The following is a 25,291-nucleotide window of genomic DNA, read 5'->3' on the forward strand; positions in this document are numbered from 1 at the left end:
GTGGCGCGCTCCGCAAAAGGTCGTTTCACCATATGCGACGCAGCGGGCCGAATTCGATGCTTGCCGGGGCAAAAATTGCCCCAGCCGGCGCCGTAGTTCTTAAATCTGCTGGAATTCAGCCTCTTGGCGCGCGGACCAACGCACGGTGATCTCAAACCCGTCTTCGGTCTGACGCTCACCTTCGACCACGTCCTGCGCAAACAGCCAGGCGCGTTTCTTGCCTTCGGCAAAGCCGAGGGTCAATTCGGCCTCGCGTACCGCACCTTGCAGCGCCTCGGCGATGGTTTCTTGCAGCGTCTCAAGCCCCTCACCGGTGATGGCCGAGATTGCCAGCACGTCGTCGTTGCGCGCAGCCCGTGCACGCATGGCGTCGGCGCGGTCTTCGGGGAGCAGGTCCAGCTTGTTCCAAACCTCGAAACTGCGGGTCTCTTTCGGGACGCCGAGTGAGGCGAGAATATCGCGCACGTTCTGCGCCTGCTCTTCGGTCTCGGTATGGGACACATCGCGCACATGGCAGATGATATCGGCGGCAAGCACCTCTTCGAGCGTGGCGCGGAAGGCAGCGACGAGTTCGGTCGGCAGATCGCTGATGAACCCCACCGTGTCGCTGAGGATGATCTCAGGCCCATCGGGCAACACGATGCTGCGCATGGTTGGGTCGAGCGTGGCAAAAAGCATGTCTTTCGCCATGACCTCGGCCCCGGTCAAACGGTTGAAAAGCGTGGACTTCCCGGCGTTGGTATAACCGACGAGCGCGACAATCGGGAACGGCACTTTGGCACGGGCGGCGCGGTGCAAGGCGCGGGTCTTCACGACCTTTTCCAACTGGCGGCGCAGGCGCACCAACTGGTCGTCGATGGCGCGGCGGTCCGCCTCGATCTGAGTCTCACCCGGACCACCAACAAAGCCCAAACCGCCCCGCTGCCGCTCAAGGTGGGTCCACGCGCGCACAAGCCGCGTGCGCTGGTAGTTTAGCGCGGCCATCTCGACCTGAAGCACCCCTTCACGGGTCGCCGCGCGGTCGCTAAAGATCTCCAAAATCAAACCGGTGCGGTCGAGCAGCTTGACGCCCCAAGCCTTCTCAAGGTTGCGCTGCTGAACCGGGGTCACCGGACCGTCGACCAGCACAAGCTCAACCTCGGCTTCCTTCATGCGCTGATCGAGTTCCTCGATCTTGCCTTTGCCAAACAGCATCCCGGCATGAACGGTACGCAGGGGCACGACTTCGGCCCCCACCACTTCAAGCTCTGGCAGCGCTTCTGCCAATGCAACGGCTTCGGCCAGCGCGGGCTCAGGCGCGCGCCGGTCGTTGTCGGATTTGATATCAGGATGCAGCACCCAAGCGCGTGTTACGCGGGGCCCGTCACTGTTATCGATCTGAAATGCTGGACGGCTCAAGAAGCGTCTTCGCCCTCGTAAAGGCTGATCGGCTGGCTCGGCATGATGGTCGAAATCGCGTGTTTGTAGACCAGTTGCGATTGACCGTCACGGCGCAGCAGAACGCAAAAGTTGTCAAACCAAGTAATCACGCCCTGCAATTTGACGCCATTAATCAGGAAAATTGTCACCGGTACTTTGGTCTTGCGAACGTGGTTGAGGAACGCATCCTGAAGGTTTTGTCTGTCTGACGCCATGTTAGTCTCGCCTTTTGTTCTTGCTGGCGTCCGCGTACCGGACCCCCCCATTGCCTTAAGTATGGAGTGCGAAAGCGTGAGTTTCCAGCCCCAATATCAGCGGACTAGGCCGGTTCTAGCGCTAAACGTGTCAAGCGCGCCACAAATTTGGGGTCATCAGCGCAATAATCGCCAAAGTTTCCAACCGACCCAGTACCATTGCACCGCTGAGAATGATTTTCGCGGCCAATCCCAGCTCAATCAAGCGAATGGGTGTATCGGCGGCATGTTCGATGAGCGGCCCGGTGGTGGATAGTGTCGCAACCGACATGACCACGGCAGCATCGAATGACGTACCGGTTAGGGTCAGCAGCAATGTGACCCCGGCCAGCGACATCGCAAAGAGCATAAAGAAGATCCACGCGATGAACGCGCCGTTACTTTGCAGCCGCCGCCCCGCCGCACCGGCCCCGCTGACGGAGTTGGGATAGACCAGACGGTCCATCTCGCGCACGCCGTTTTGATAAAGCGCAAAGACCCTCAGCAGTTTCACACCGCCCGCCGTGGTGGCCACCCCGCCACCGATCAGGGCAAGCCCCATGAGAACCAGGCCCGGCGTGCGCAGGCCCGACCAGTTCTGCGCATCCGACCAATGCTCTGACACAAAACCGGTGGTCGTCAGGAAGGAGAGCACGGTAAACAGCCCACCCCAAAGCGCCTGAAGCGCGCGGGCGCCATCGACCTCAACCTCAACCTCGAACGCACCAATCCAATGGCGGGCGAAAAGCAGCAATGGCACGCCGATCACAACAAGAAGGCCGATGCGGAACTCAGGGTCGGTCATCAGCCCGCCTTGGGTCGCCGTGATTGTGTCTTTGGAAAAGGTGAGACGTGAAAGCGCGAACAGCATGAAAAGCATCATCACCGCTTCGCCAGAAACCCCAATCTGCGCGTTATCCACCCCGCCAACGGGGGAAATGCCCGATGTCGCCAAGACCGACATCGCATGACAAAGGGCAACCATTGCCGTCTCTCCACCAATTACGAGCAAGAGCCACAGCAGCAGTGTCAGCCCGGTGTATATCGGCAGCAAAGCCTGTGTTGTGCGCAGCAAACGTTGGCGCGGGGTGATCCTGCCCATCCGGGTGCCGATACGGTCGTCGGGCCGCCCGGGTTCGGCCTGAGCGGTCACTTCAAATCCCCCCAAGTGCAGCGGCGCCAGAATTGCCGACGCCGTGACCCACATAAGCAAACCGCCCATCCAGCCGACCTGCGCACGCCACAGATGCAGCGTATTGCTCAACCGGGCGGGATTTTCGAACATCGTGGCCCCGGTGGTGGTCAAGGCGCTGACCATCTCGAAATAGACATTCACAAAACGCGTAGTCGGCAGCGCCTCAAGAAAGGGAATCGCGAAAAACACCGGTAGGAAGACAAAAGCCGAGAGCAGGGACAACAGCGGCCCCAATGCGCCGTCCAAAGGCTTGCGCCCTGCATGGGCGATGGCAATCAAGGTGAAAGCCACAAGACCCAGCACCCCGGCATAGAGGAACGCACGGCTGGCCTGATGATCATTCACCACCAGCCCGTAGATCGACGGCAAGAGCATGGATACAGCAGAGACGCCGAACAATTGCAGGAACAGCGGCAACTGCACGATCTCTCGGCGGATGCCGGTCGGTCGGATGCTGGTCGGTTGCGTCACGCGGCGCTCCTGCGCTTAGAAAAAGTCGATCGAGACCTGCAAAAGCTGCTCAACCCGCGGCACATCTTCGGCCAGCGCGAAGAGGGCGACCACATCGCCCTCGTCGATCCTAGTGTTGCCCAAGGGGCGGATCACCTTGCCCTCTTTGCGCAGCATGCCGATCAACACGCCTTCGGGGAAGTCGATTTCCGAGACTTTCTTGCCTGCGAGGGGCGAGGTCGACAGCACTTCGGCCTCAATCACCTCGGCCTCGGCATCGCCGATGGAATAGACCGCCCGCACCCGGCCATGGCGGATGTGGCGCAGGATCGAACTCACGGTCGTGGCGCGCGGGTTGATATAGGCGTCGATGCCGAGGTGGGTCATCAGCGGCACCAGCGTCGGGTCATTGATCAGGGCGATCACATAGGGGCAGCCCTCGGTCTTGGCGCGCACACAAGACAGCATGTTGGTCTTGTCGTCATCCGTCACCGCCAGCATCGCATCGGCACGGCTGATGCCCGCCTCGGCCAGTAGCGCGGCATCAAGCCCGTCGCCGTTCAACACGATCGTCCGCTCAAGCCCTTCGGCGGCACGTTCGGCGCATTTGCGGTTTTTCTCGATCATCTTGGTGCGCACGCGCAGCGGCCCGGCCTCTAGGTGCTGAGCCACGGTCAACCCGACATTGCCGCCGCCCACCAGCACGACGCGCTCTTGCTTGGTGGTCTGTTTGCCGAAAATCTCCATCGTGCGGGCGATGTCGTCGTGATGCGAAAAGACATAGCAGTCGTCGCCGACGAAAAGCTGATCCTTCGCCTCGGGCGCGAACAGCGTGCCATCGCGGCGCACCCCCACGACCACGGCGCGCAGGGTCGAAAAGAGATCGGTCAACTGCCGCAGCGGCGTGTTCACCACCGGGCAATCGCTATCGATTGAAATCCCGAGAAGCTGCGCCTGCCCGTCCATAAAAATTTCGGTATCGAAAGCGGCGGGCGCGCTGAGACGCTGAAGGGCTGCGGTAGCGACTTCTTTTTCAGGCGAGATCACCACGTCGATCGGCATGTGGTCGCGGCGGTAGAGGTCAGAATAAATCGCATCCAGATAGGACTGGCTGCGCAGACGGGCGATCTTGCGGTTGATGCCAAAGACCGAATGGGCGACCTGACAGGTCACCATATTGACCTCGTCCGAGTGGGTCGCGGCGATGATCATCTCGGCGTCCCGCGCGCCTGCACGGTCCAGCACATCGGGATAGCTCGCGAAACCGGCGATGCCTTGCACATCCAGCGTGTCGGTGGCGCGGCGGATCAATTCGGCATTGCTATCGACCACGGTCACATCGTTGCGCTCTCCGCTGAGGTGACGGGCAATCTGCCAACCCACCTGCCCTGCGCCGCAAATGATGATTTTCATGAAGGCTTCCTTACCCTGAGCAAAGATCGTGTGAGGGTTGTCTTGGGTCGGTTAGAGGGCATGACAGATGGGTTGGCAAGGGTCAAATCAATTGTCTTTCCCCCGCAACAGCGGCATGATGGCGCTATGAAACCGATATCGCTTCGCCCCACTCGCGCCGCCTTTGCCCTAACGCTCATCGCCTTGGGGGCTGCCGCCTGCGCGCCGCTGAATACCTATTACAAACCGGGTGCGAGTGTCGCGCAGGTCAATCGCGCGACCACCGCCTGCGAAGTGCAAGCACTGCGTGATGTGCCGATCTCCACCCAAGTCCGCCGCGCCCCGCCGCGCTATGTGCCCGAGCGGCGCCACTGTAATGCCGACAATAAATGTAGGTACACCGGGGGTTTTTACGTGCCGGGTGAACTGGTGACATTTGATCCTAACGAGGATCTGCGCAATCGGGTCGAGGGGCAATGTATGGCCGATCAGGGCTTTGCCCCGGTGTCGATCCCCGCGTGCCCAAACAACGTCGCCCGCGCCGCACCACTGCGCGCGACCACGACCCTGCCGGCCCTGAACTCCAATTCCTGCGTGATCCGTAACAAGAACGGGTCTTTCCAGATCGTTACGCGCGGCTAACTGGGATCGCGAGGGGTGCGGCCCCTCGCGCCTGAGCCTTGCGGCTTAGCCCGTCGCCTCCACTTCTTCGTCCACATGTGCGATGCGCACACCTGCCTTGGCCGAGGTCACAACGCCAAGCGATTTCAACTTGCGGTGCAGGGCGCTGCGTTCCATGCCGACGAAATTCGCGGTGCGGCTAATGTTGCCGCCAAAACGGTTGATCTGAGTCAGCAGGTATTCCCGCTCGAAGGCCTCGCGCGCTTCGCGCAGCGGCAGTGTTGCCAGTGCGCCCGAAAGCACCACACGCCCATCGTCCCCGCCTGCTTCTTCCTCTCCAGGCAACTCGCGGGCCTCAATCGGGCCGGTGCCATCGCCAAGGATCAGAACCCGCTCGACAAGATTTTTGAGTTGCCGCACATTGCCGGGCCAGACCATCGTCTGCATCAAGGCCACGGCATCGTCTGTCAACGCGCGCTCGGGCAGACCTTGCGAGGCTTTGAATTCGGCGATGAAATGCTCGGCCAAAAGCGGAATGTCCTCTCGCCGTTCTTCGAGCGAGGGCACGGCAATCGGCACGACGTTAAGGCGGTGGTAAAGCTCTTGCCGGAAGGTATCTGCCTTGATCGCCTGATCCAGATCGCGATTGGTCGACGAAATCACCCGCAGATCAACCCGCACCTTGTCGGTCCCGCCGACGCGGGTGAATTGCTGATCCACCAAGACCCGCAGGATTTTCGACTGGGTGCCAAGCGGCATATCCGCGACCTCATCAAAGTAGATCACTCCGCCGTGCGCCTGCTCCAACAGCCCTGGCTCGATCCCGCGGTCCGGCGTCTCACGGCCAAAAAGCACCTCTTCCATCCGGTCCGGGGCCACCCCGGCACAATTGACGGTGATAAAGGGCGCCGAGGCGCGGGCGGAATGGGCGTGGATATAGCGCGCCGCCACTTCCTTGCCCGATCCGGCAGGACCGGTCAGCATCACGCGGCCATTGGATTTGGTCACCTTGTCGAGTTGGCTCAACAGTGCGCGATAGGGCGCGGAGGTGCCGATCATCTCAGACGTGGCAACATCGCGGCGCTTGAGGTTCTGGTTCTCCCGGCGCAGGCGCGAGGTTTCCATCGCGCGGCGGATCACCACCAACAATTGGTCAATGTTGAAGGGCTTCTCGATAAAGTCGTAGGCCCCTTGCTTGATTGCCGCGACGGCAATTTCGATATTGCCGTGGCCTGAGATAATCACCACCGGCACATCCGGGTTATCGCGCTTAACGGTCTTGAGAATGTCGATCCCATCCATCCGGCTGTCTTTGAGCCAGATGTCGAGGATGATCAGCGCCGGTGCCTCGGTGTTGATTTCTGCCATCGTCTCGTCTGAGTTGCTGGCCAATCGCGTGGCAAAGCCTTCGTCCTGAAGGATATCCGAGATCAACTCACGGATATCGCGTTCGTCATCTACAATTAGGATGTCACTCATCTGCCTTGTCCCCTTGGTCTGTCGTTGTGTCGATGGCCAGCGGCAGCGTAATAACCGCCATGGCCCCGTGATGGTCTTGCCCGTCGAACGCGGGCGCGGTTTCGAGCGTCAGGCTCCCGCCATGTTCCTCGATAATCTTTCTGACAATGGGCAGGCCCAGCCCGGTGCCTTCGCTGCGCGTGGTCACATAGGGCTCGAACAGCCGTGCGCGGTCTTCGGGCAGGCCGATGCCATTGTCGGCAATGGTCAGCCGCAACAGCCGATTTTCGGGCGTCAGGACCACGCGAATTTGCGGCTCATGCCCCTCGGGCGTGCCTTCTTTCTTCAGGCTTTCAATCGCTTCGCCCGCGTTCTTGATCAAGTTGGTCAGCGCCTGCGAGATCATCGTCCCGTCAATATTGGCCATGATCGGCTGCGCTGGCAGGTCAAGTTTGATTGCAACGTCTTCCTGTCTGCTCTGCTGGAGAAGCACGGCATCGCGCAGCAATTGCCGGATGTCCTGACGGCTGGTTTCCGGCTCTGGCATCCGCGCGAATTTCGAGAATTCGTCGACGATGCGCCGCAGGTCGCCGGTTTGCCGGATGATCACGCCGGTCATCTGCTCCAGCGCGTCATCATCCCCTTCGGCCATTTTGGGGCCGAACTTGCGGCGAATGCGCTCGGCACTCAACTGGATGGGCGTCAGCGGATTCTTGATCTCATGGGCGATGCGCCGCGCCACGTCGCCCCATGCGGCCATGCGCTGCGCGCTGACCAGATCGGTCACATCGTCAAAGGCCACCACATAGCCCTCAAGATCGCCGTCCTTGGACCGGCGGGTCGCCATGCGGACCAAAAGGTTCTCCATCGCCCCTTGGCGCGAGACCTTAACCTCGGCCTGCGCCACCTCATCCGACGCAGCCTTCACCGTCTCAAACAGCGGTCCGAATTCCGGCACGGCAAGGGTCAGAGGCAGGCTTTGCTGATCTTCCGACCAATCCAGCAGCCGCATGGCAGAGCGGTTCACGAAGGTCACGCGCCCCTCGGGGTCCAGCCCCACCACGCCAGAGGTCACCGAGCTTAGCACGGAATCGAACAAGCGGCGGCGGCGTTCGATCTGGTCGGTATTTTCTAACAGGGTCTCGCGTTGGCCCTTCAACTGGCGGGTCATCTGGTTGAAGTAACGGCCCAGCATGGCGATCTCGTCATCGCCCTCTTCCTCGCGGACCTGCACGTTCAGATCACCCGCGCCCACCTGCTGCGCGGCCCCGGTCAGCCGCCCGACCGGGCCGGAGAGCCGTTCAGCAAACCACAGGCCCAACCAGACAGCGGCCAGTATCAAGATCACTGCAAAGCCAAGATAGACCAGCGCGAATTCAAACAGCAGCCGCCCCCGTTCGGATTCAAGCTGTTGGTACAAGCGCACCGTCTCTTTGGTTTCATCCAGCAGGGCCAGAATTTCACCATCCACGGCGCGGGAGACATAGAGGAAGCGATCCACATAGGCGTCCATCGGCACCAGTGCGCGGAATTCGTTGTTCGGCCAATCTTCGATGACCAGAAGGCCTTCTTCGCTGGCGGCTTCAAGCTGCGCCTCGGTGGGGGCCTCGAAATCAAACAGATAGGACCGATCACCGCGGGCGCGGATTTGCGCGGTACTGTCGATCAAGAACGCCTCGCGCAGGCCGCGCTGGATTTGCCGCTGGCCCTCACCCAAAAGCTCACTGTCGCTGAGGTTAATGCCCTGCGCACGGGCGCTATCGATGCTGCGGGCAAGGGTTTGCGCATCTAAGATCAGGCCTTCGCGCTGCTCGGCCTCGTAGGCCTCTGCCGCCGCGAGCGACGAGCCGACCACGCCGCTGACCCGGTCAGAGAACCAGCCTTCGAGGCCCACATTCACTGTCAGCCCGGCAAAAATCGCTACTGTCACCGTGGGGATCAACGCCATCAGCGCAAAGACACCCGTCAATCGCAGGTGCAGGCGGGAGCCCGCCGATTTGGCGCGGCGCGCTGAGATCAGCCGCCCGACCTGAATAAGGACCAGCGCCGCCACCAGCAGCACATAGACAAGATCGGACAACAGGATAAGCCGCAGGTTGAGCGTATCCGCCCCCTGCCCCAAGGGCCCGAGCGCCAGATAGGTCGCAAGCGCCAAAACCGGCCCCAGCACCACCAGTCCAAAGGTGGACCAATTGCGCAGCCGCTTGACCCGCCTGAGACGCCCCAACCGCTCGAGCTTGAACCTGCGTGACCGGGTTGCCACCCCCATACCTCACCGATGTTGTGATGCATCGCTGCATCAACCGCCATATTATGTGGTCCTGACCGGGGTAGTACCCCGATGGCCACTGTTATGTGGCTCTTTTACATCATCTTGCGGCCCCGTGTCACCTCAATATCGAGGTCTGTGATCTTCTTGCGCAAAGTATTTCTGTTTATCCCCAACAAAGCGGCACATTTTGCTTGGTTACCTGCGGTTGCAGCAAGTGCGATTTCGATCATCGGCAGTTCAACTTCACGCAATATCCGCGCGTACAGCCCCGGAGGTGGCAACATAGAGCCGTGCAGATCAAAGTAGCGTTGCAAATGCCGCTCGACCGACGCGCCCAGACGTTCGGTATCGGCCTCAGTCTGCATCGGCGCGGGGCCGGTCTGCGCCCCAAGCAAGAGTTCGGCCTCACTCGCTGTGATTTCTGCTGCCTGACTGGCCAGCGCCAACTGGCGCATCGCATGCTCCAACTGGCGGACATTTCCGGGCCATGGGAATTTAAGCAGAATTTGCGACGCTTTATCAGAGAGTTTGCGCGGTGACGCTGGGCCGGGATTGGCACGGGCCAAGAAATGATCGGCCAACAGCGGGATATCTTCGACACGGTCGCGCAGGGCGGGCACTTCGAGGGTCGCCCCCGACAGGCGATAATAGAGATCGCGCCGCAGCCTGCCGTCTTGCATTGCGGCATCCAGATCGCTCTGGCTGGTCGCCATAAAGCGCGGCGCGTCATCGCCCGGCGCATCCATCATCCGCACCAAACGGGCTTGGATATCTTGGGGGAAGTCCGCGATCTCATCAATCATCAGGGTGCCACCACCCACCCGCGCCAGCACCCGTGCCGGGCCCTCAATGTCCGCAAGATCAGCATCGGTGACTGTCACGAAAGGCAGGCTGCGTCGGTCAGAAAAATCATGGATCGCGCGTGCAATGAGTGACTTGCCCGAACCACTTTCGCCCCAAATCAGCACCGGCAGGTCGGTGTTCATCACCCGCGCCACGGTGCGGTAGAGCGCCTGCATCACCGGGGTGCGGCCAATCATCGGCAGATCGTCACGCTCCGCGTCGATATCGGCACTGTCGTCGGGGGCGGCTTTGCGGCTGAGCGTCGTGCGCTGCTCCAACGCGCGTGCGGTGCGTTTCATCAGGTCCGGCAGGTCGAAGGGTTTGGGCAGATAGTCAAAGGCTTCGGCCTCTGCCGCCTTGATCGCCGTCATAATTGTGTTCTGCGCCGAGATCACGATCACCGGCAGGCCGGGTCGGTCCTGCGCGATTTTCGGGAGCATTTCCAACCCGTTGCCATCGGGCATGACCACGTCAGAGATCACCGCGTCGCCCTTGCCCTCGCTGACCCATCGCATCAGGGTGGTCAGGCTTGAGGTCGCATGAACCTTGCAGCCCGCGCGGGTCAGCGCTTGGGTCAGAACGGTGCGGATCGTACGGTCGTCATCGGCGACGAGGATGGTGCCATCCATGTCAATTCTCCTTAAGGGCTGCGGCGCCTGCACGCGGCAACGAGATGCGAAATGCGGTTCGACCGGGGGCGGAACTGACGGAAATCCAGCCCCCATGGTCTGAGATAATCTTGCTCACTAAGGCGAGGCCTAGTCCGGTGCCATTCTCACGGCCCGACACGAATGGGTCGAAAACATCGGCGCGGATATGTTCCGGCAGGCCGGGGCCATCGTCGATCACCTCAATCTGCAGGGGCAGGAGCTGGCCATTGCCATCAGCACGGCGCAACTGGAACCCGTGTTCATAAAAACTGCGCAACCGGATCGTGCCACCGGCGTCGCCCGCGGCCTCAGCCGCGTTGCGGATCAGGTTCAGCAAAACCTGCAAAAGCTGATCCTTGTCGCCGAGCGCGGGCGGCAGCGAGGGATCGTAGTCCTCGATAATCTTCATCTTCGAGCCGAAGCCTAGCATCGCCGAACGGCGCGCGCGATCCAGCACATCATGCAGGTTCACCGGCTTCCGCTCCGGTGCCATCAGATTGCCAAATTGCTCGACCTGTTCCAGCAATTTTACGATGCGACGACTTTCGGCGACGATAAGATCCGTCAGTTCCAGATCTTCCTTGGACAGGTTCATTGACAAAAGCTGCGCCGCCCCCGTGATCCCTGCCAGCGGGTTCTTGATCTCATGGGCCAGCATCTCGGCCATGCCGATGGCGGATTTGGCGGCGGATTTTACGCTGTGGTCTTGCGTGATGCGCCCTGCCAATTCGCGCGGTGTGATCATCAAGATCATCTGCCCCTCCCCGCCCGCCAGCGGCGCAATCTGCAGACCGCATTGCAAAGGCGCACGCTGCATCGCGCCGACATCCACGTCATTCACGAACAGCGGCGTGCCCTGCAGACGCGCGCGGGCAAAAGCAGCCTCTAGCGGGTGATCCACCGCGATCAGATGCCAAAGCGATTGACCAATCGTCGCGCGGGCGGACGCATTAAGGAAACCTTCGGCAGAGGGGTTCAGATCATCAACCCGGTCGTCGGCACCAATGATAAAGGCGGGCACCGGCAGAGAACTCCAAATCTGCCGTTCCGGTGTCTCGGCTCTCATGCTGCAACCCGGGTTTGCGGGGCTGCGGCATCATACTGCATCGCCTCTGCGATCAAATCAAAGGTGGTGTTCACTTCTCGCGCGGTCAGCACGGCGCGGCGCAGATCAGAGGGGGTATCGCAATAATCCATGTACCAGCCGAGATGTTTTCGCGCCACCTTGGCCCCCAGATCGGCCCCGTAAAAGCGCAGCATTTCGTCGTAATGTTCTGCAACCATCTCGGCCATTGCCGCCCCTTTGGGGATCATCGGTGCAGAGCGCCCGTGCAGGTCATGGGCGATCTGCGCCAGCAGCCAGGGCCGCCCTTGCGCACCGCGCCCAACCATCACTCCATCTGCGCCCGACAGGCGCAGCGCTGTCCGGGCCTCTTCGCTGCCGACGATATCACCATTGGCGATGACGGGAACATTCACGGCCTCTTTCACCGCTCGGATCGCAGCCCAGTCGGCGCGGCCCTTGTAGAACTGACAGCGCGTGCGCCCGTGAATGGTGATCATCCGCACGCCTGCGTCCTCGGCCCGTTTGGCGATAGGTGCGGCATTGAGCATATTGTCGTCCCAGCCCAGCCGGGTTTTCAGCGTTACCGGCACCTTGACCGCGTCGACCACCGCTTCAATCAGCCGCAGCGCGTGATCGGGCGTTTTCATCAATGCCGAGCCCGAGGCGCCCTGCGTCACCTTTTTGGCCGGGCAGCCCATGTTAATGTCGATGATCCGCGCGCCCATCGCCTCGACCATACGGGCGGCTTCGGCCATCGGTTCGGCCTCGCGCCCCGCGAGTTGGACGGAGGTGCCGATGACATCCAACCCCAACTCTGCCTTCTCGCGGACGCCGGGGCGGCGGCTGAGCAATTCTTGGCTGGCGACCATCTCGGACACGACCAACCCGGCTCCGAATCGCGCCACGAGGCTGCGATAGGGCAGATCGGTGATCCCGGCCATCGGGGCGAGGAATACCGGAGGGTCGAATGTCAGGGGGTCGGCGGTCACTTGCTTAATCCTTGTGCGGTCCCTTGCTGTGTAGCTCTGCCACGGGGTGACCTCAATGAAACTAGCCTGAAAAGCAGCTATGCGCCAAGCAACTGCTTATTTTTTAGGCAGCCACCCCAGATTGCACCCCGCCGCCGCATTGCCTAGACAGGGCCATGTTTACCACGTTTTCCAGATTGCCCCGATGAGTATCGCAGCCTTGATCGTTGCCGCCGGGCGTGGCAGCCGCGCGGGCGGTCCGCAGCCGAAACAATGGCAGGCGCTGGCGGGCGCGCGTGTGATCGACCACACGCTCGCCGCCTTTCGCGCCCTGCCCCAGATCACCGAGATCGTGCTGGTGCTGCACGAAGACGACATGGATCAGGCCGAGGCTTTCGCGGCCCAAGGAATTACCGTCACCACTGGCGGGGCGGAGCGTGCGGCCTCGGTCCAACGCGGGCTTGCGGCCATTGGCCAAGCGGAGAAGGTGTTGATCCACGACGCGGCACGGCCCTGTGTTTCGCCCGAGATCATCACGGGGGTGATTGGAGCGCTTGACCAGAATCAAGCAGCCGCCCCCGGACTGCCTATCACAGATGCGCTTTGGCAGGGCGCGGATGGCCACGTCACCGGCACGCAAGACCGCAGCGCCCTTTTCGCCGCGCAGACACCGCAGGGCTTTGACCTTGCCGCGATCCGCGCGGCCCATGCCGCGTATGACGGCCAAGCGGCGGATGACGTCGAAGTCGCTCGCGCTGCTGGCCTGACCGTTGCCATCACCCAAGGCAGCGCCGATAACCTGAAAATCACCCGGCCCGAGGATTTCGCCCGCGCCGCCCGCATATTGGAGACCCGCATGGACATTCGCACCGGCAACGGATTTGACGTGCACGCCTTCGGCCCCGGAGATCACGTGACCCTCTGCGGCATCGACATCCCGCATACCTATGGACTGGTCGGCCATTCCGACGCCGATGTCGCGCTGCATACCGTCACCGATGCCATCTACGGCGCGCTTGCACGCGGCGACATCGGCCAGCATTTCCCGCCGAGCGATCCGCAATGGAAAGGCGCGCGCAGCGATATTTTCCTGCGCCATGCCGCGCAGATGGCCCGCGATATGGGGTTCACCCTCACCCATGTCGATTGCACGCTGGTCTGCGAGACGCCCAAGATTGGCCCTCATGTCGAGCCGATGCGCGCCGCAATGGCCGAGATGCTGGGGATCGAGATCGACCGCGTATCCGTCAAAGCGACCACAAGCGAGCGCCTCGGCTTTACCGGGCGCGGCGAAGGCATTGCCTGTATGGCCACAGCAACATTGGTGAAAACATGAGCCCTGCACATCTGATCGCGACGCTTTTGGGCGTTGGCCACGTCCGCCCCGCGCCGGGCACTTGGGGCTCGCTCATCGCCCTGCCCTATGCGTGGCTGTTGCATGTGCTGGGGGGCTTTCCCCTGCTGGTGATCGGGATCCTCGTGGCGATCCCTTTGGGCTGGTGGGCAACCGCGCGCTATACGGCAGGCGGGCCGGATCATGACCCCGGAGAGGTCGTGGTTGATGAATTGGTCGGCCAGTGGATCGCGCTGTTGCCGCTGTCCTATGCCGCTTGGTCGATGCAAATCCCGATCCTTGCCATGTGGCCCGGTTGGATCGCCGCTTTTGCGCTGTTCCGGCTGTTTGATATCACCAAACCGTTGATCATCGGCTGGGCCGATCGTCAGGGCGGGCCATGGGGCGTGATGCTGGATGATATCTTTGCCGGGATTTTCGCAGCACTTGGCGTCATGGCGTTGGCGGCGCTCTATCACGGGGTGCTGTAAATGACCCTCGCCGCGCAACTGTTGGAAAAGGCCCGCGAAACCGGTGCAATGGTCGCCTGTGCAGAGAGTTGCACTGGCGGCATGCTTGCCGCCGCGCTGACCGATCTGCCGGGGTCTTCGGCCCTGCTGGATCGCGGCTATGTCACCTATACCAATGCGGCGAAAATCGCGATGCTGGGCGTGTCGGAGGCGACATTGGCGCAATGGGGCGCGGTGTCTGAACAGGTAGCCGAAGAGATGGCGGCGGGCGCTCAGGCGCGTTCTGAGGCGCAGATAGCCGTGTCGATCACCGGCATCGCAGGCCCCGGCGGATCAGAGCATAAGCCCGAAGGCCGCGTTTGTTTTGGACTTGCCACAGCGGCAGGGGTTCTAACGGAAACGATCGAATTTGGCGCGCAGGGCCGCGGCGCGGTGCGGATTGCGGCCTGTAACCACGCGCTTGGCCTGTTGCAGCGAGGCTTCGCGGCGCTTTAACCTTGGGGTCCGTAAAGCTCTTTCGCACGGTTCTCGAAGGCCCGTACGATCCGCTGCATCGCCTCGTTGAAAACCACGCCGATGACCTTTTGCAGAATCATATTCTTGAACTCAAAATCGACAAAGAAATGCACCTGACAGCCTTCGAGGTTATCCTCAAAATGCCAGTTTGATTTCATATACTTGAAGGGGCCGTCGAGATATTCGGTGTCGATCTTCTTGGCCTCGGGCCAAAGCACCACACGACTGGTGAAGCGCTCCCGAAACACTTTGAATGAGATCACCAAATCTGCGTCCATCACCCGGTGGTCGCCCCGATCTTCGTCGCTGCGGATGCGTGCCGCAGCGGTCCATGGCAGAAATTCAGGATAGCGGGCCACATCGGCAACCAGATCATACATCTGTTGCGCGCTATAGGGCAATTGGCGGGTCTCAGAATGGGTGGGCATTGCGTTCCGTTGCGTTGCGAGTTACCTCCTATCTCACTGTTCGACCCCGCAAATTCAAGGGCAAAACCATGGCACAACGGCCTTACGTCATCGATGAAATGATCTCGGCCAAGGCCATCGCGGCCCGGATCGAGACTCTCTGCCGCGAAATTCACGACGAGTTTGACGGCACTGACAAACTGGTCGTGGTCGGCCTGTTGCGCGGCTCCTTCGTGTTCATCGCCGATCTGGTGCGCGAGTTGGACCTGCCGATCGAAGTCGATTTCCTCGAAGCCTCCAGCTATGGTGACGGCATGGAGAGCAGCCGAGAAGTACGCATTCTCAAAGACTTGCGCGGCGCCATCGAAGGGCGCGACGTGCTGGTCGTCGAAGATATCGTCGACACCGGCCACACGCTGCACCATGTCACCAACCTGCTGCGCTCGCGCGAACCTGCCCGGTTGAAGTCCATCGCCCTGCTCGACAAACCCACTCGGCGTGAGGTCGATCTCAAAGCAGACTGGACCGGCTTTGAAATTCCCGATGAATTTGTCGTGGGCTACGGCATCGACTTTGCCCAACGCAACCGCAACCTGCCCTTCATCGGCAAGGTCCGCTTTACGTGATGGACCCACGGTGGCTGATGCGCATGTCCCAATGGGCGCGCAATCCGCCGTCCACGAAGCGGGTGATCGTAGTCTTCGCGATCATCGCAGTGGCCTTGGCCATCGGCTTGATCGAATGGCTGGGCTATTGGCCCGATTGGGCCACGGCAGAGCGAATCCCCCGCCGATTCTAAGCCGAGACGCGCCTGTTATCCCGCTGATCACGTTTTTGTTTTTTGTTGCAAGCCGCGCTCATGTTACGCTGCGACAAGAAAAGGGAGATGACCATGCATTTGACCAAAAGCATTACCGCCATCGGCATCGGCGCCGCGATGATCGCGACCGCTGGATTCGCCGCCAGCCATAGTGAAAAAGCCGCCAGCGACGCCGTCAACGCGCGCCACGCGCAGATGCAGCTGATCGCCTATCACACCGGCATCTTAGGCGGCATGGCCAAGGGCGAGACGGAATACAACGCCGACATGGCCACCGCTGCCGCGACCAACCTTCATGCCGCTGCAGGGTTTACGCCAGACACGCTATGGCTTGAAGGGACAGAGCAAGGTGCCGTCGAAGGATCCCGTGCTAAGGCTGAAATCTGGAGTGATTCTGAAGGGTTCAGCGACGCCTTCATGGCGCTGGAAACCGCCAGCGCGGATATGATCGAAGCCGCAGGCACCGATCTGGACGCGCTAAAGGCCGGCATGGGTGCTGTGGGCAAAGCCTGTGGTGCCTGTCATGACGATTACCGCGGCCCAAAGAACTGATCCTTGCGCCGTGTAATTCCTGTACTGCTGGGCTGTGCCACTCTTGGCGCGGCCCTTGGCTGGGTCATTACCCGGCCCGATCCGCTTGAGCAGTCCTACGGCGCGGGGCTGACGCCTGACCCGGAAGCGGGCGCGCTCGTCTTTGCCGCCGGGGGCTGCGTGTCATGTCATGCCGCGCCTGAGAGTGAGGGGGAGGAGATGCTGGTTCTGGCCGGTGGCCTGCCCTTCCCCAGCGATTTCGGCACCTTTCACGCGCCCAACATCTCACCAGACCCGACCCACGGCATCGGTGATTGGACCCTGCCAGAATTCGCCCGCGCCGTGACGCGCGGTGTCTCGCCCGAAGGCCAGCACTACTACCCCGCCTTCCCCTATACCGCCTATCAGCATCTCGCCCCGCAGGACGTGGTGAACCTGTTTGCCTATATGCAAACCTTGCCCATCGCAGATGTCCCAAGCCTGCCGCATGAGGTGGGTTTTCCCTTCAACATTCGCCGGGGGCTTGGCGCGTGGAAGGTTATGTTCTTTAACGAAGATTTCGTGCTGGCCAATGCGTCAGACGTAGAGGTCGAACGTGGGCGCTACCTTGTCGAAGGGCTGGCCCATTGCGGCGAATGCCACACGCCACGCAATGCCTTGGGCGGGTTGGAGCAGGACGCTTGGCTGACCGGCGCGCCGAACCCCTCGGGCAAGGGGCGCATCCCCGGCATCACGCCCGCACATCTTGAGTGGTCCAAGGCCGATCTGGTGGAATATTTCACCTCCGGCTTCACGCCGGAATACGACAGCGCGGGCGGAGAGATGGCCGAGGTGGTCAGCAACCTTGCCCAACTCCCTGAGAGTGACCGCGAAGCAATTGCAGCCTACCTCAAGGCCCTGCCCGGCGGTTAACGCCGGGCGCGTCTTTTTCGTTCAGGCAATACCCAGCTTGCGGTTCCGCGCCTCGCGCAGACGCGCGAAATCGTCGCCCGCGTGATAGCTCGACCGGGTCAGCGGCGTGGCGGAGACCATGAGGAAGCCCTTGCCGTAAGCCGCCTTTTCGTAGGAGGTGAACTCCTCCGGCGTGACGAAACGGTCCAGCGCGTGGTGTTTCGGCGTCGGCTGTAGGTATTGGCCAATGGTCAGGAAATCGATGTCGGCGGCGCGCATGTCTTCCATCACCTGAATGACCGCTTGGCGGTCTTCGCCCAAGCCCACCATGATGCCCGATTTGGTGAACATCGACGGGTCCAACTCCTTCACCCGCTGAAGCAGGCGCAAAGAATGGAAGTAACGCGCGCCGGGGCGCACTTCGGGATAAAGGCCGGGGACGGTTTCAAGGTTGTGGTTGAATACATCGGGCCGCGCTTCGACAACCTTTTCAAGGGCTTCGGGGCCGCAGCGAATGAAATCGGGCGTCAAGATTTCGATTGTCGTGTCGGGGCTGCGGTGGCGCACGGCGCGGATCGTCTGGGCGAAATGCTCCGCCCCGCCGTCTTCGATATCGTCCCGGTCAACGCTCGTGATGACCACATGGTTCAGCCCCAGTTTGGAGACCGCATCAGCCACACGGCCCGGCTCGAACACGTCCAGCGCCTCGGGCGGCTTGCCCGTGGCGATGTTGCAGAAGGTGCAGGCGCGGGTGCAGACCTCGCCCATGATCATCATCGTGGCGTGGCCTTGAGACCAGCATTCGCCCACATTGGGGCAGCCCGCCTCTTCGCAGACAGTGGTCAGCTTGTTGTCACGCATGATCCGCGCGGTTTCGGCATAGCCCTTGCCGCCGGGCGCTTTGACCCTGATCCAGCTTGGCTTTTTCGGCTGGGCGTTGTCGGGCTTGCGCGCCTTTTCGGGGTGGCGCTGTTCGGGTATCTTCAGATCGCGCATCGGGGGCCTCTGATCATTGTGTCGCATCCTGTTTATCACAGTCCTTGACCCGATGACCACCTACAGCATGCGCCCCCAAGACAAGGCTGCCATGCACCAGCGGCATCGCCCCCGCGACTTTATTTAGAGCATTGTTTTCTAAACGGAAAACTACAATGCAGCTGCAGCATTGCGAGAGTTGCTCAGGCTGCCTATATGAGCTACCAAGCCTCAAAGATTCCAATCCGAGAAAGAGAGACGCGATGAAACCCGGTATCAATGTCCCCAACGTCACCTTCAAGACGCGCGTGCGCGACGAAAGCATCGAAGGCTCCAACCCCTTCCGCTGGGAAGACAAGACCAGCGAAGATTTCTTCAAAGGCAAGCGCGTTGTCCTGTTCTCCCTCCCCGGTGCCTTCACGCCGACATGCAGCACCTACCAGCTGCCCGGTTTTGAGAATAACTTTGCCGCCTTCCAAGAGCATGGCATCGACGGCATCTACTGCCTGTCGGTCAATGACAGCTTTGTCATGAACAAATGGAAAGAGATGCAGGGCGTCCAGAACATCGACGTGATCCCTGATGGGTCCGGCGAATTCACCCGCCGCATGGGCATGCTGGTGGCCAAAGACAACCTCGGCTTTGGTGCGCGCAGCTGGCGCTATGCGGCCATCGTCAACGACGGTCAGATCGAAGCATGGTTCGAAGAGCCCGGCATCAGCGACAACCACGGCGATGACCCCTACGGCGTGTCCAGCCCTGAGAACCTGCTGGAATACCTCGAAAACCAGAAACAGACCGAAGCGGCCTAAGCCCCTTTCGTGTGATCGGATCGGGCCGTTTGGCCCGGTCCCTTTGACCCCGCTGCCCCGCCCGCGCCTAGTATTTCGCGCGCAGCTGTCCGGTCAGCCCTTCCCCCACATCCTTTAGCGTCTCAGCTAATTGCGCCGCCCAACCGCTGCCCGGCGTGCCTGCCCGGCGCACGAGCCCGATTTGTCGCGCTGGCTCCGGCTTGCCGAAACGGTGCAGACGCAGCCCCGGCGCGGCATCAAGCTCAGTCTTGGCGGCGATTTCAGGCATCAAGGTCATGCCAAACCCTGCCTCCACCAGCCGCGATAGGGTCGCGAGGGACGAAGCGCCCGTGTGGATGCCCGCCTGCGTCCTGTCCCGCTGACAAACCTCCAGCGCTTGATCGGTCAGGCAGTGACCGTCTTCCAGCAGCATCAACGGCGTGCGGGCCAGATCGGTCGGACGGACGACATCCGCCCCCGCCATCCACTCGGCGGAGCCCGCCAGCAAAAAGCGATCTTCGAACAGGGGCATTTCGGCCAGACCGGTTTCGCCTGTCGGCACCGCCATCACCGCCGCATCCAGCGCCCCGGCCCGCAGATCGGCCAACAACTGATCGGTCTGCGCCTCGCGCACCTCGACCCTAAGTGAGATATCCTGCGCCCGCAGCGCGGCCAGCACTCCCGGCAGCAGATAGGGCGCCACCGTCGGGATCAGCCCAAGGTTCAACGTGCCCGCCAGCCCCACTTGCTCGCGCGCGGTGGCTTCCAGCAATTTGGCGCGGCGCAGAATATCCTCGGCGCGGGTCAGCACCTCGCGGCCCAAGGGCGTCAGCACCGACGCGCGGCTTTGCCGTTCGATCAACCGCCCCCCCAGCGACTCCTCCAAGGTGCGGATCTGCACGGAAAGCGCAGGCTGAGAGATATTGCTGGCCTCCGCCGCCCGCCCGAAGTTGCCCAAGGTCGCCAGCGCGCGGAAATATTCGAGTTGCTTTAAAGTGAAGTTCATAACTTTTACCTATCGCAATTTTACAAAACTGCAATTGGAAATTATGGCTTTGATCGGTCATGTTGGCCCCAGACAATAACCGAGGGGAACCCAAGATGAGCAAGCGTCTCACCACCACCGCCGGCGCACCGATGCCGACCAATGACACCAGCAAGACCGCGGGCGCCCGTGGCCCGGTGCTGCTGGATGACTACCAACTGATCGAGAAGCTGGCCCATCAGAACCGCGAGCGCATCCCCGAGCGGGCCGTTCACGCCAAGGGCTGGGGCGCGGAAGGCACCTTCACCGTCACCCATGACATTAGTGAATACAGCTGTGCCGCGATTTTCTCCGAAGTCGGCAAAACCTGCGAAATCCTGTCGCGTTGGTCCACCGTGGCGGGCGAATTGGGCGCGGCCGACAGTGAGCGTGACGTGCGCGGATTCTCGGTGAAATTCTACACCGAAGAAGGCAACTGGGACGTTGTTGGCAACAACACCCCGATCTTCTTTGTCCGCGATGCCTATAAATTCCCGGACTTCATCCGCACCCAGAAACGCCACCCGCGCACCAACCTCCGCTCGCCCGAGGCGATGTTCGACTTCTGGGCGGCGCAGCCTGAATGCGTGCACCAGGTGACTATCCTAATGTCGGATCGTGGGATCCCGGTGAACCCGATGCATATGCACGGCTACGGCAGTCACACCTATTCGATGTGGAATGCCAAGGGTGAGCGTCACTGGGTGAAGTTCCACTTCCGCTGCCAGCAGGAAATCCGCAACCGCTCCAATGAGGACGCGGAAAAGCTGATCGGCTCGACCCGCGAGAACTTCCAAGAGGATCTCTTCAACGCGATCGAAGGCGGTGATTACCCGAAATGGGAGCTGAACATCCAAGTCATGCCCGAAGCGGAGGCTGAGACCTGTGGCTTCAACCCCTTCGACCTGACCAAAGTCTGGCCGCATGCGGATTACCCGCTGATCCCGGTCGGTATGTTGGAGTTCAACCGCAACCCCGACAACTATTTCCAAAGCATCGAGAACGCCGCCTATTCGCCCTCGAACAAGGTGCCCGGCATCGGCTTCTCACCCGATAAGATGTTGCAAGCGCGGGTCTTTTCCTATGCAGATGCGCACCGCTACCGTCTTGGTACGCATTACGAGGCCCTGCCCGTGAACGCGCCCAAGGCCGCGCCGATGCATCACTATCACAAGGACGGCTCCATGCGGTTCTTCCCGCAGCAGACCGGCCATCCGGACGCCTATTACGAGCCGAACCAATACGAAGGCTCGGCCCGTCCCGATCCATCGGTGCAGGAACCACCGCTGCGTATCTCGGGCGATGCGGACCGCTATGTGCAGGAAGAGGCGGATGCCGATTACATCCAGCCGCGCAAGCTTTATACCGAGGTGTTCGATCAGGCGCAGCGTGACCGTCTGCACGAGAACATGGCCGGTGCCATGGCCCCCTGTTCGCAATCGGTGAAAGAGCGCTGGTATGCGGTGCTTGAGAAAGTGCACCCCGACTATGCCGCCGGTGTGCGTGCCGCTTGTGAGAAAGACGAAGTGGCGATTTCGGTGACCGATGAGACGCCGACGAAGGTCGCTGACTAAGACGATTGGGGCGGCGGGGCATTTACCCTGCCGCCCCATTTTTATCCGATCATCGGGCCACCCGGCCCTACGGTTTCGTCGTAGTGTCGCTTGAGCCGCATGAGCGCGATCCGCAGCACGATCTTGCCGGAGCGTGCCGACCATCCGAGCCGCTTTTCCGTGGTTTCCAACCCTTCCAGATAGCAACAACAGCGCAGCACCACGTCAGACAGACCGGGGCCAAGGTCGGCCATGGCATCGGCCACCCGCTTGCGTGCCTCAGCTGCTGCCATGACGCCAGAATTATCGCCGCGCGCGGTTGGTTTTGCACCGGGGGTTAGAAAATTATCCCAGTTTTGCGTGATACTGCCGCCCATCTGCGCCAATTCAAAATCCTCACGCAGCCGTTCGCCTGCGTGCACCATTCCCTGCTCCAAGAAAGGCGTGCCAGATTTGTCGCGCCGCCGCGCAAGCGCGGAAAGCGGGCTTTCCGATAGGCAATAGCGACTGCGGCGCGGCTGCGCACCAGCTTTACCTTCCTCACCTGATTGATCGCAGGGCATCCCTGAAAACGTGGCCCGATCCTCGGCAAAGCCGCCTGCCGATGTCTCACCCTGTTCGGCCATCATACGGCGCAATGCGCCTCGGCCCGCGCTGGTGATATGATAGCGGGTCACCCGCCCTGTGCTGCCCGGCGCAATCCAATCCTTCAGCGCCATCGCCTGCGCCACGGCACTATCGACGACGGCAGTCCGCGCGCCGGGGCCAGTTTCTGTCTCGCGCACCACGACGGCATTTTCCATGCCCTCAGCCACGGCCAAGACGGCGCCGGTCTCATGCAAGCGACGTAGGACGCGCAACGCCTCGGCGGCGAACGTCATTTCATCGGGAAGTTGTGCCGAGCGCTTGTTCATTGTCACTGTCTTTCCTGCTGGGGGGCCAGCAGTACAATCCAAGCCACGCCGCACAGCGCCGAGCCTGCGCAGGGCTGCATCCACCAGCGGATCGTCGCGCCGCGTCTCGATACGGCGAATTTGTCGCATGATCGTTGAGGCATGACAGCCAGCTTGGCGTGCCAAAGCCCGGATCGGTGCGCCGGTCTCCGTATGTGCGAGGTAATGCAGGGCCCCATGCGGCACCCATCCCGGCATGACTGTCTGTTGGGTTTGGTAATGCGCCTTCAATTGACTGCCACTTCCATTTTGGCGGGTCCCCAAGCCGAGGAGTTATCCCCAGAGATATTCACAACCTATGGATGTTTTGGTTACCCGTTCGTTAAAATCATCGCGTTTGGATATCATTGTTTCCAAATGGTAAACAGCAAGGGAACGCGCCGCGCGGCGAGAACACGCAACACGCAACACCCGTAAAGGTTGTGAAACACTTCGCTTATCGGGGTGATTCACCGCCCCTCAACTGGAGAGAGTGTAATGCAAGATCTGCTGACCATGCTGACAAGACTTCACCGGCCGCGCTTGCTGATGCGCGCCGCCCGCATCGGGGCCGAAGACTATCAACGCGGCACCCATTTGCCCCGTATATTGGGGTTCGGGTTCCTGCCGCGTCACGGTACCGCTTTGCTAAAGTTGATCGAGATTGAGGCCGATTTGAACACCCAGCGCAAAGCCGCAGATGGGAGTTATAGCCTGATCCGCCATGTTGATGTGCTGATCGCAATGGTGGGCGAAGCGCGCTTTCTCAAAACCACCCACCCCCCCAGCGCGTGACCCGATCGCGGGGGGATTGCCCCCCGCCGGATTATCTTACGTAAAGCTATCGGGTTCTGCGGCTTTGCGCTCAACAACAAAGGCATCAAGGGCTTCGCGAATACCCGGGTCCAACGCTGGTTGCTGGTAATCGGCCAGCAACTTTTCTACCCGTGCGGTGGCAAGCGCTTGTGTATCGCGCGCGCCTTCGTCTGACCATGTCTCAAAGGGTTTATAGTCCAGCAAATCCGACTTCCAAAACGCCTCGCGAAAGTTGCTCTGCGTATGAGCGCAGCCAAGGTAATGCCCCCCCGGCCCGACTTCGCGGATCGCGTCCATCGCTTGGGCGTTCACATCCATCTCCACCCCGCGGGCGAGGTGATGCAGGGTGCCCAGTTGGTCGGCATCCATGACGAATTTCTCGAAAGAAGACACAAGCCCCCCTTCCAGCCAGCCACAGGCGTGCAGCATGAAGTTCACCCCGGACAGAAGCCCCATGTTCAGACTGTTGGAGGTCTCATAGGCCGCCTGAGCATCGGGCAGTTTCGAGCCGTTGAAAGACCCGGCGCTCCGGTAAGGCAGGTTCAGTCTGCGGGCCAGTTGCCCAGCGCCATAGGTGATATGCGCAGCCTCAGGCGTGCCGAATGTGGGCGCACCGCTGTTCATATCGATGGAGGTCACGAAAGCCCCCATGATCACTGGCGCACCGGGACGGACGAGCTGGCTATAGGCGATCCCTGCCAAAGTCTCGGCCAAGACCTGCGTCAATGTCCCTGCGACACTCACCGGGGCCATCGCACCCCCGACGATGAAGGGCGAAATGATGCAGGCCTGATTGTTCTCGGCATAGACCTTGAGCGCGCCCATCATCACATCGTCAAACGTCATCGGCGAGTTGATGTTGATGAGCGAGGTCATCACCGTGTTTTCCTGCACGAAGTCCTTACCGAAAAGGATGCCGCACATATCGACACTGTCTTGCGCCCGCGAAGGTTCGGTCACCGAGCCCATGAAGGGCTTGTCGCTCAGGGTCATATGCGCGTGTAGCATATCAAGGTGGCGCTTGTTCACCGGGATGTCGGTCGGCTCGCATACCGTCCCCCCCGAGTGATGCAGCCATTTGGACATATAGCCCAGCTTCACGAATTTCTCGAAGTCCGCCATCGTAGCATAACGGCGTCCCCCGGCGGCATCGCGCACAAAAGGCGGGCCATAGACCGGGGCGAGGACGAGGCTCTTGCCCCCGATCATCACATCCCGCTCGCGGTTGCGCGCCACCTGGGTGATCGTTGACGGTGCCGTAGAGCACAGCTTGCGCGCCAGCCCCCGTGGGATGCGCACCCGCTCTCCCTGCACATCGGCACCGGCGTTGCGCCAGAGCGCCAGCGCATCGGGGTTATCGGGGAAGTTCACACCGATCTCTTCCAGCACCGTGTCGGCGTTATGCTCGATGATCTGCAATGCTTCTTCGGTCAGCACTTCGAAGTTCGGGATATTACGCTCGATATAGCGCGCTGTCTCAAAGGAGACCGCTGTGCGTGCCGCGCGCCGTGCCGCACCTCCGCCGCCGCGTGCCCGTCGTGCTGATTCCGCCATTGCTCATTCCTTCCCGCAACTCTTGACCTGTCACTAGCCCATTCCCAGCGCCCCCTTCGCGCGGATAACGTCCCCTAGCGGCAAAAAGCGACATCGCGTGCCGCCCGCGCG

Annotated in this window: 25 protein-coding genes; 11 read left to right on the top strand and 14 right to left on the bottom strand. The window is 61.3% G+C overall.

The features are described from left to right. Positions 1–99 precede the first annotated feature (99 nt). The 4 genes from hflX to trkA form a co-directional block, all read right to left on the bottom strand. Positions 100–1,398, bottom strand: a complete 1,299-nt coding sequence (gene hflX / locus BM229_RS03895) for a GTPase HflX (RefSeq protein ID WP_093926352.1) — start codon at positions 1,396–1,398, stop codon at positions 100–102. Next, on the bottom strand, positions 1,395–1,634 hold the full coding sequence (hfq, locus tag BM229_RS03900) for an RNA chaperone Hfq (protein ID WP_007119530.1): 240 nt from the start codon (positions 1,632–1,634) through the stop codon (positions 1,395–1,397). Before hfq ends, hflX begins: the two co-directional genes overlap by 4 nt. A 130-nt stretch (positions 1,635–1,764) precedes the next feature. Beyond that, complete coding sequence (locus tag BM229_RS03905) at positions 1,765–3,318, bottom strand: TrkH family potassium uptake protein (protein WP_208604018.1); 1,554 nt, start codon at positions 3,316–3,318, stop codon at positions 1,765–1,767. A gap of 15 nt (positions 3,319–3,333) precedes the next feature. Further along, positions 3,334–4,710 carry a Trk system potassium transporter TrkA gene (gene trkA, locus BM229_RS03910; RefSeq protein ID WP_093926353.1) on the bottom strand — a complete coding sequence of 459 codons (1,377 nt, stop codon included), beginning with the start codon at positions 4,708–4,710 and terminating at the stop codon, positions 3,334–3,336. Positions 4,711–4,836: 126 nt separating this feature from the next. On the opposite strand from trkA, the gene BM229_RS03915 reads away from it, so the two are divergent. Further along, a complete protein-coding gene (locus tag BM229_RS03915; protein WP_244152104.1) occupies positions 4,837–5,331 on the top strand; it encodes a hypothetical protein in 495 nt (164 codons plus the stop codon). Positions 5,332–5,376: 45 nt separating this feature from the next. On the opposite strand, the gene ntrX is transcribed toward BM229_RS03915, so the two are convergent. The 5 genes from ntrX to dusB form a co-directional block, all read right to left on the bottom strand. Continuing rightward, positions 5,377–6,789, bottom strand: a complete 1,413-nt coding sequence (ntrX, locus tag BM229_RS03920; protein WP_093926354.1) for a nitrogen assimilation response regulator NtrX — start codon at positions 6,787–6,789, stop codon at positions 5,377–5,379. After that, complete coding sequence (locus BM229_RS03925; protein WP_093926355.1) at positions 6,782–9,037, bottom strand: sensor histidine kinase NtrY-like; 2,256 nt, start codon at positions 9,035–9,037, stop codon at positions 6,782–6,784. The genes ntrX and BM229_RS03925 overlap by 8 nt, the downstream gene beginning before the upstream one ends. A gap of 95 nt (positions 9,038–9,132) precedes the next feature. Next, on the bottom strand, positions 9,133–10,512 hold the full coding sequence (locus tag BM229_RS03930; protein WP_093926356.1) for a response regulator: 1,380 nt from the start codon (positions 10,510–10,512) through the stop codon (positions 9,133–9,135). A 1-nt stretch (position 10,513) separates the two neighbouring features. Further along, complete coding sequence (locus tag BM229_RS03935; RefSeq protein ID WP_093926357.1) at positions 10,514–11,599, bottom strand: two-component system sensor histidine kinase NtrB; 1,086 nt, start codon at positions 11,597–11,599, stop codon at positions 10,514–10,516. Then, a complete protein-coding gene (gene dusB, locus BM229_RS03940) occupies positions 11,596–12,588 on the bottom strand; it encodes a tRNA dihydrouridine synthase DusB (protein ID WP_093926358.1) in 993 nt (330 codons plus the stop codon). The genes BM229_RS03935 and dusB overlap by 4 nt, the downstream gene beginning before the upstream one ends. 184 nt (positions 12,589–12,772) lie before the next feature. On the opposite strand from dusB, the gene BM229_RS03945 reads away from it, so the two are divergent. The 3 genes from BM229_RS03945 to BM229_RS03955 are packed head-to-tail and all read left to right on the top strand — an operon-like array spanning position 12,773 to position 14,865. After that, entirely contained in the window at positions 12,773–13,903 is a 1,131-nt protein-coding gene (locus BM229_RS03945; RefSeq protein WP_093926359.1) for a bifunctional 2-C-methyl-D-erythritol 4-phosphate cytidylyltransferase/2-C-methyl-D-erythritol 2,4-cyclodiphosphate synthase, read from the top strand. Next, positions 13,900–14,391: a phosphatidylglycerophosphatase A family protein gene (locus BM229_RS03950; RefSeq protein WP_093926360.1), complete on the top strand. Its 492-nt coding sequence runs from the start codon at positions 13,900–13,902 to the stop codon at positions 14,389–14,391. Before BM229_RS03945 ends, BM229_RS03950 begins: the two co-directional genes overlap by 4 nt. Further along, positions 14,392–14,865, top strand: coding sequence for a CinA family protein (locus BM229_RS03955; protein ID WP_093926361.1), 474 nt, complete (start codon positions 14,392–14,394; stop codon positions 14,863–14,865). It begins immediately after the preceding gene. Here the strand turns inward: BM229_RS03955 and BM229_RS03960 are convergent. Then, the gene (locus BM229_RS03960) at positions 14,862–15,314 is read right to left on the bottom strand and encodes a type II toxin-antitoxin system RatA family toxin (RefSeq protein ID WP_093926362.1); all 453 of its coding nucleotides are present in this window, start codon (positions 15,312–15,314) and stop codon (positions 14,862–14,864) included. The genes BM229_RS03955 and BM229_RS03960 overlap by 4 nt on opposite strands. A 68-nt stretch (positions 15,315–15,382) precedes the next feature. Here BM229_RS03960 and hpt point away from each other — a divergent pair, with 68 nt between their 5' ends. From hpt to BM229_RS03975, 4 genes are all read left to right on the top strand, one after another. Further along, positions 15,383–15,919: a hypoxanthine phosphoribosyltransferase gene (gene hpt, locus BM229_RS03965; protein ID WP_093926363.1), complete on the top strand. Its 537-nt coding sequence runs from the start codon at positions 15,383–15,385 to the stop codon at positions 15,917–15,919. Continuing rightward, positions 15,916–16,092 (top strand): hypothetical protein, encoded by a 177-nt coding sequence (locus BM229_RS18180; RefSeq protein ID WP_167360183.1) that lies wholly within the window; start codon positions 15,916–15,918, stop codon positions 16,090–16,092. The genes hpt and BM229_RS18180 overlap by 4 nt, the downstream gene beginning before the upstream one ends. 93 nt (positions 16,093–16,185) lie before the next feature. Then, complete coding sequence (locus tag BM229_RS03970) at positions 16,186–16,665, top strand: c-type cytochrome (RefSeq protein ID WP_167360184.1); 480 nt, start codon at positions 16,186–16,188, stop codon at positions 16,663–16,665. A 3-nt stretch (positions 16,666–16,668) separates the two neighbouring features. Continuing rightward, complete coding sequence (locus tag BM229_RS03975; RefSeq protein WP_093926365.1) at positions 16,669–17,556, top strand: c-type cytochrome; 888 nt, start codon at positions 16,669–16,671, stop codon at positions 17,554–17,556. A 21-nt stretch (positions 17,557–17,577) separates the two neighbouring features. Here the strand turns inward: BM229_RS03975 and lipA are convergent, their stop codons facing one another. Beyond that, positions 17,578–18,531, bottom strand: a complete 954-nt coding sequence (lipA, locus tag BM229_RS03980; protein WP_093926366.1) for a lipoyl synthase — start codon at positions 18,529–18,531, stop codon at positions 17,578–17,580. A 242-nt stretch (positions 18,532–18,773) separates the two neighbouring features. On the opposite strand from lipA, the gene BM229_RS03985 reads away from it, so the two are divergent. Continuing rightward, positions 18,774–19,322, top strand: coding sequence for a peroxiredoxin (locus BM229_RS03985; RefSeq protein WP_093926367.1), 549 nt, complete (start codon positions 18,774–18,776; stop codon positions 19,320–19,322). A gap of 67 nt (positions 19,323–19,389) precedes the next feature. On the opposite strand, the gene BM229_RS03990 is transcribed toward BM229_RS03985, so the two are convergent. Beyond that, complete coding sequence (locus BM229_RS03990; protein WP_093926368.1) at positions 19,390–20,307, bottom strand: hydrogen peroxide-inducible genes activator; 918 nt, start codon at positions 20,305–20,307, stop codon at positions 19,390–19,392. A 95-nt stretch (positions 20,308–20,402) separates the two neighbouring features. Between BM229_RS03990 and BM229_RS03995 the strand changes: the two genes are divergently transcribed. Further along, the gene (locus BM229_RS03995) at positions 20,403–21,899 is read left to right on the top strand and encodes a catalase (RefSeq protein WP_093926369.1); all 1,497 of its coding nucleotides are present in this window, start codon (positions 20,403–20,405) and stop codon (positions 21,897–21,899) included. Positions 21,900–21,940: 41 nt separating this feature from the next. On the opposite strand, the gene BM229_RS04000 is transcribed toward BM229_RS03995, so the two are convergent. Further along, positions 21,941–23,029, bottom strand: coding sequence for a DUF6456 domain-containing protein (locus tag BM229_RS04000; RefSeq protein ID WP_093926370.1), 1,089 nt, complete (start codon positions 23,027–23,029; stop codon positions 21,941–21,943). 279 nt (positions 23,030–23,308) lie between these two features. Here BM229_RS04000 and BM229_RS04005 point away from each other — a divergent pair, with 279 nt between their 5' ends. Then, positions 23,309–23,605 (top strand): DUF6477 family protein, encoded by a 297-nt coding sequence (locus BM229_RS04005; RefSeq protein ID WP_093926371.1) that lies wholly within the window; start codon positions 23,309–23,311, stop codon positions 23,603–23,605. A 36-nt stretch (positions 23,606–23,641) separates the two neighbouring features. On the opposite strand, the gene BM229_RS04010 is transcribed toward BM229_RS04005, so the two are convergent. Then, a complete protein-coding gene (locus BM229_RS04010) occupies positions 23,642–25,180 on the bottom strand; it encodes a trimethylamine methyltransferase family protein (protein WP_093926372.1) in 1,539 nt (512 codons plus the stop codon). Between the last annotated feature and the right edge of the window lie 111 nt (positions 25,181–25,291).

Origin of the sequence: Sulfitobacter dubius (genome assembly GCF_900113435.1) — a bacterium.
Taxonomy (GTDB): domain Bacteria; phylum Pseudomonadota; class Alphaproteobacteria; order Rhodobacterales; family Rhodobacteraceae; genus Sulfitobacter; species Sulfitobacter dubius.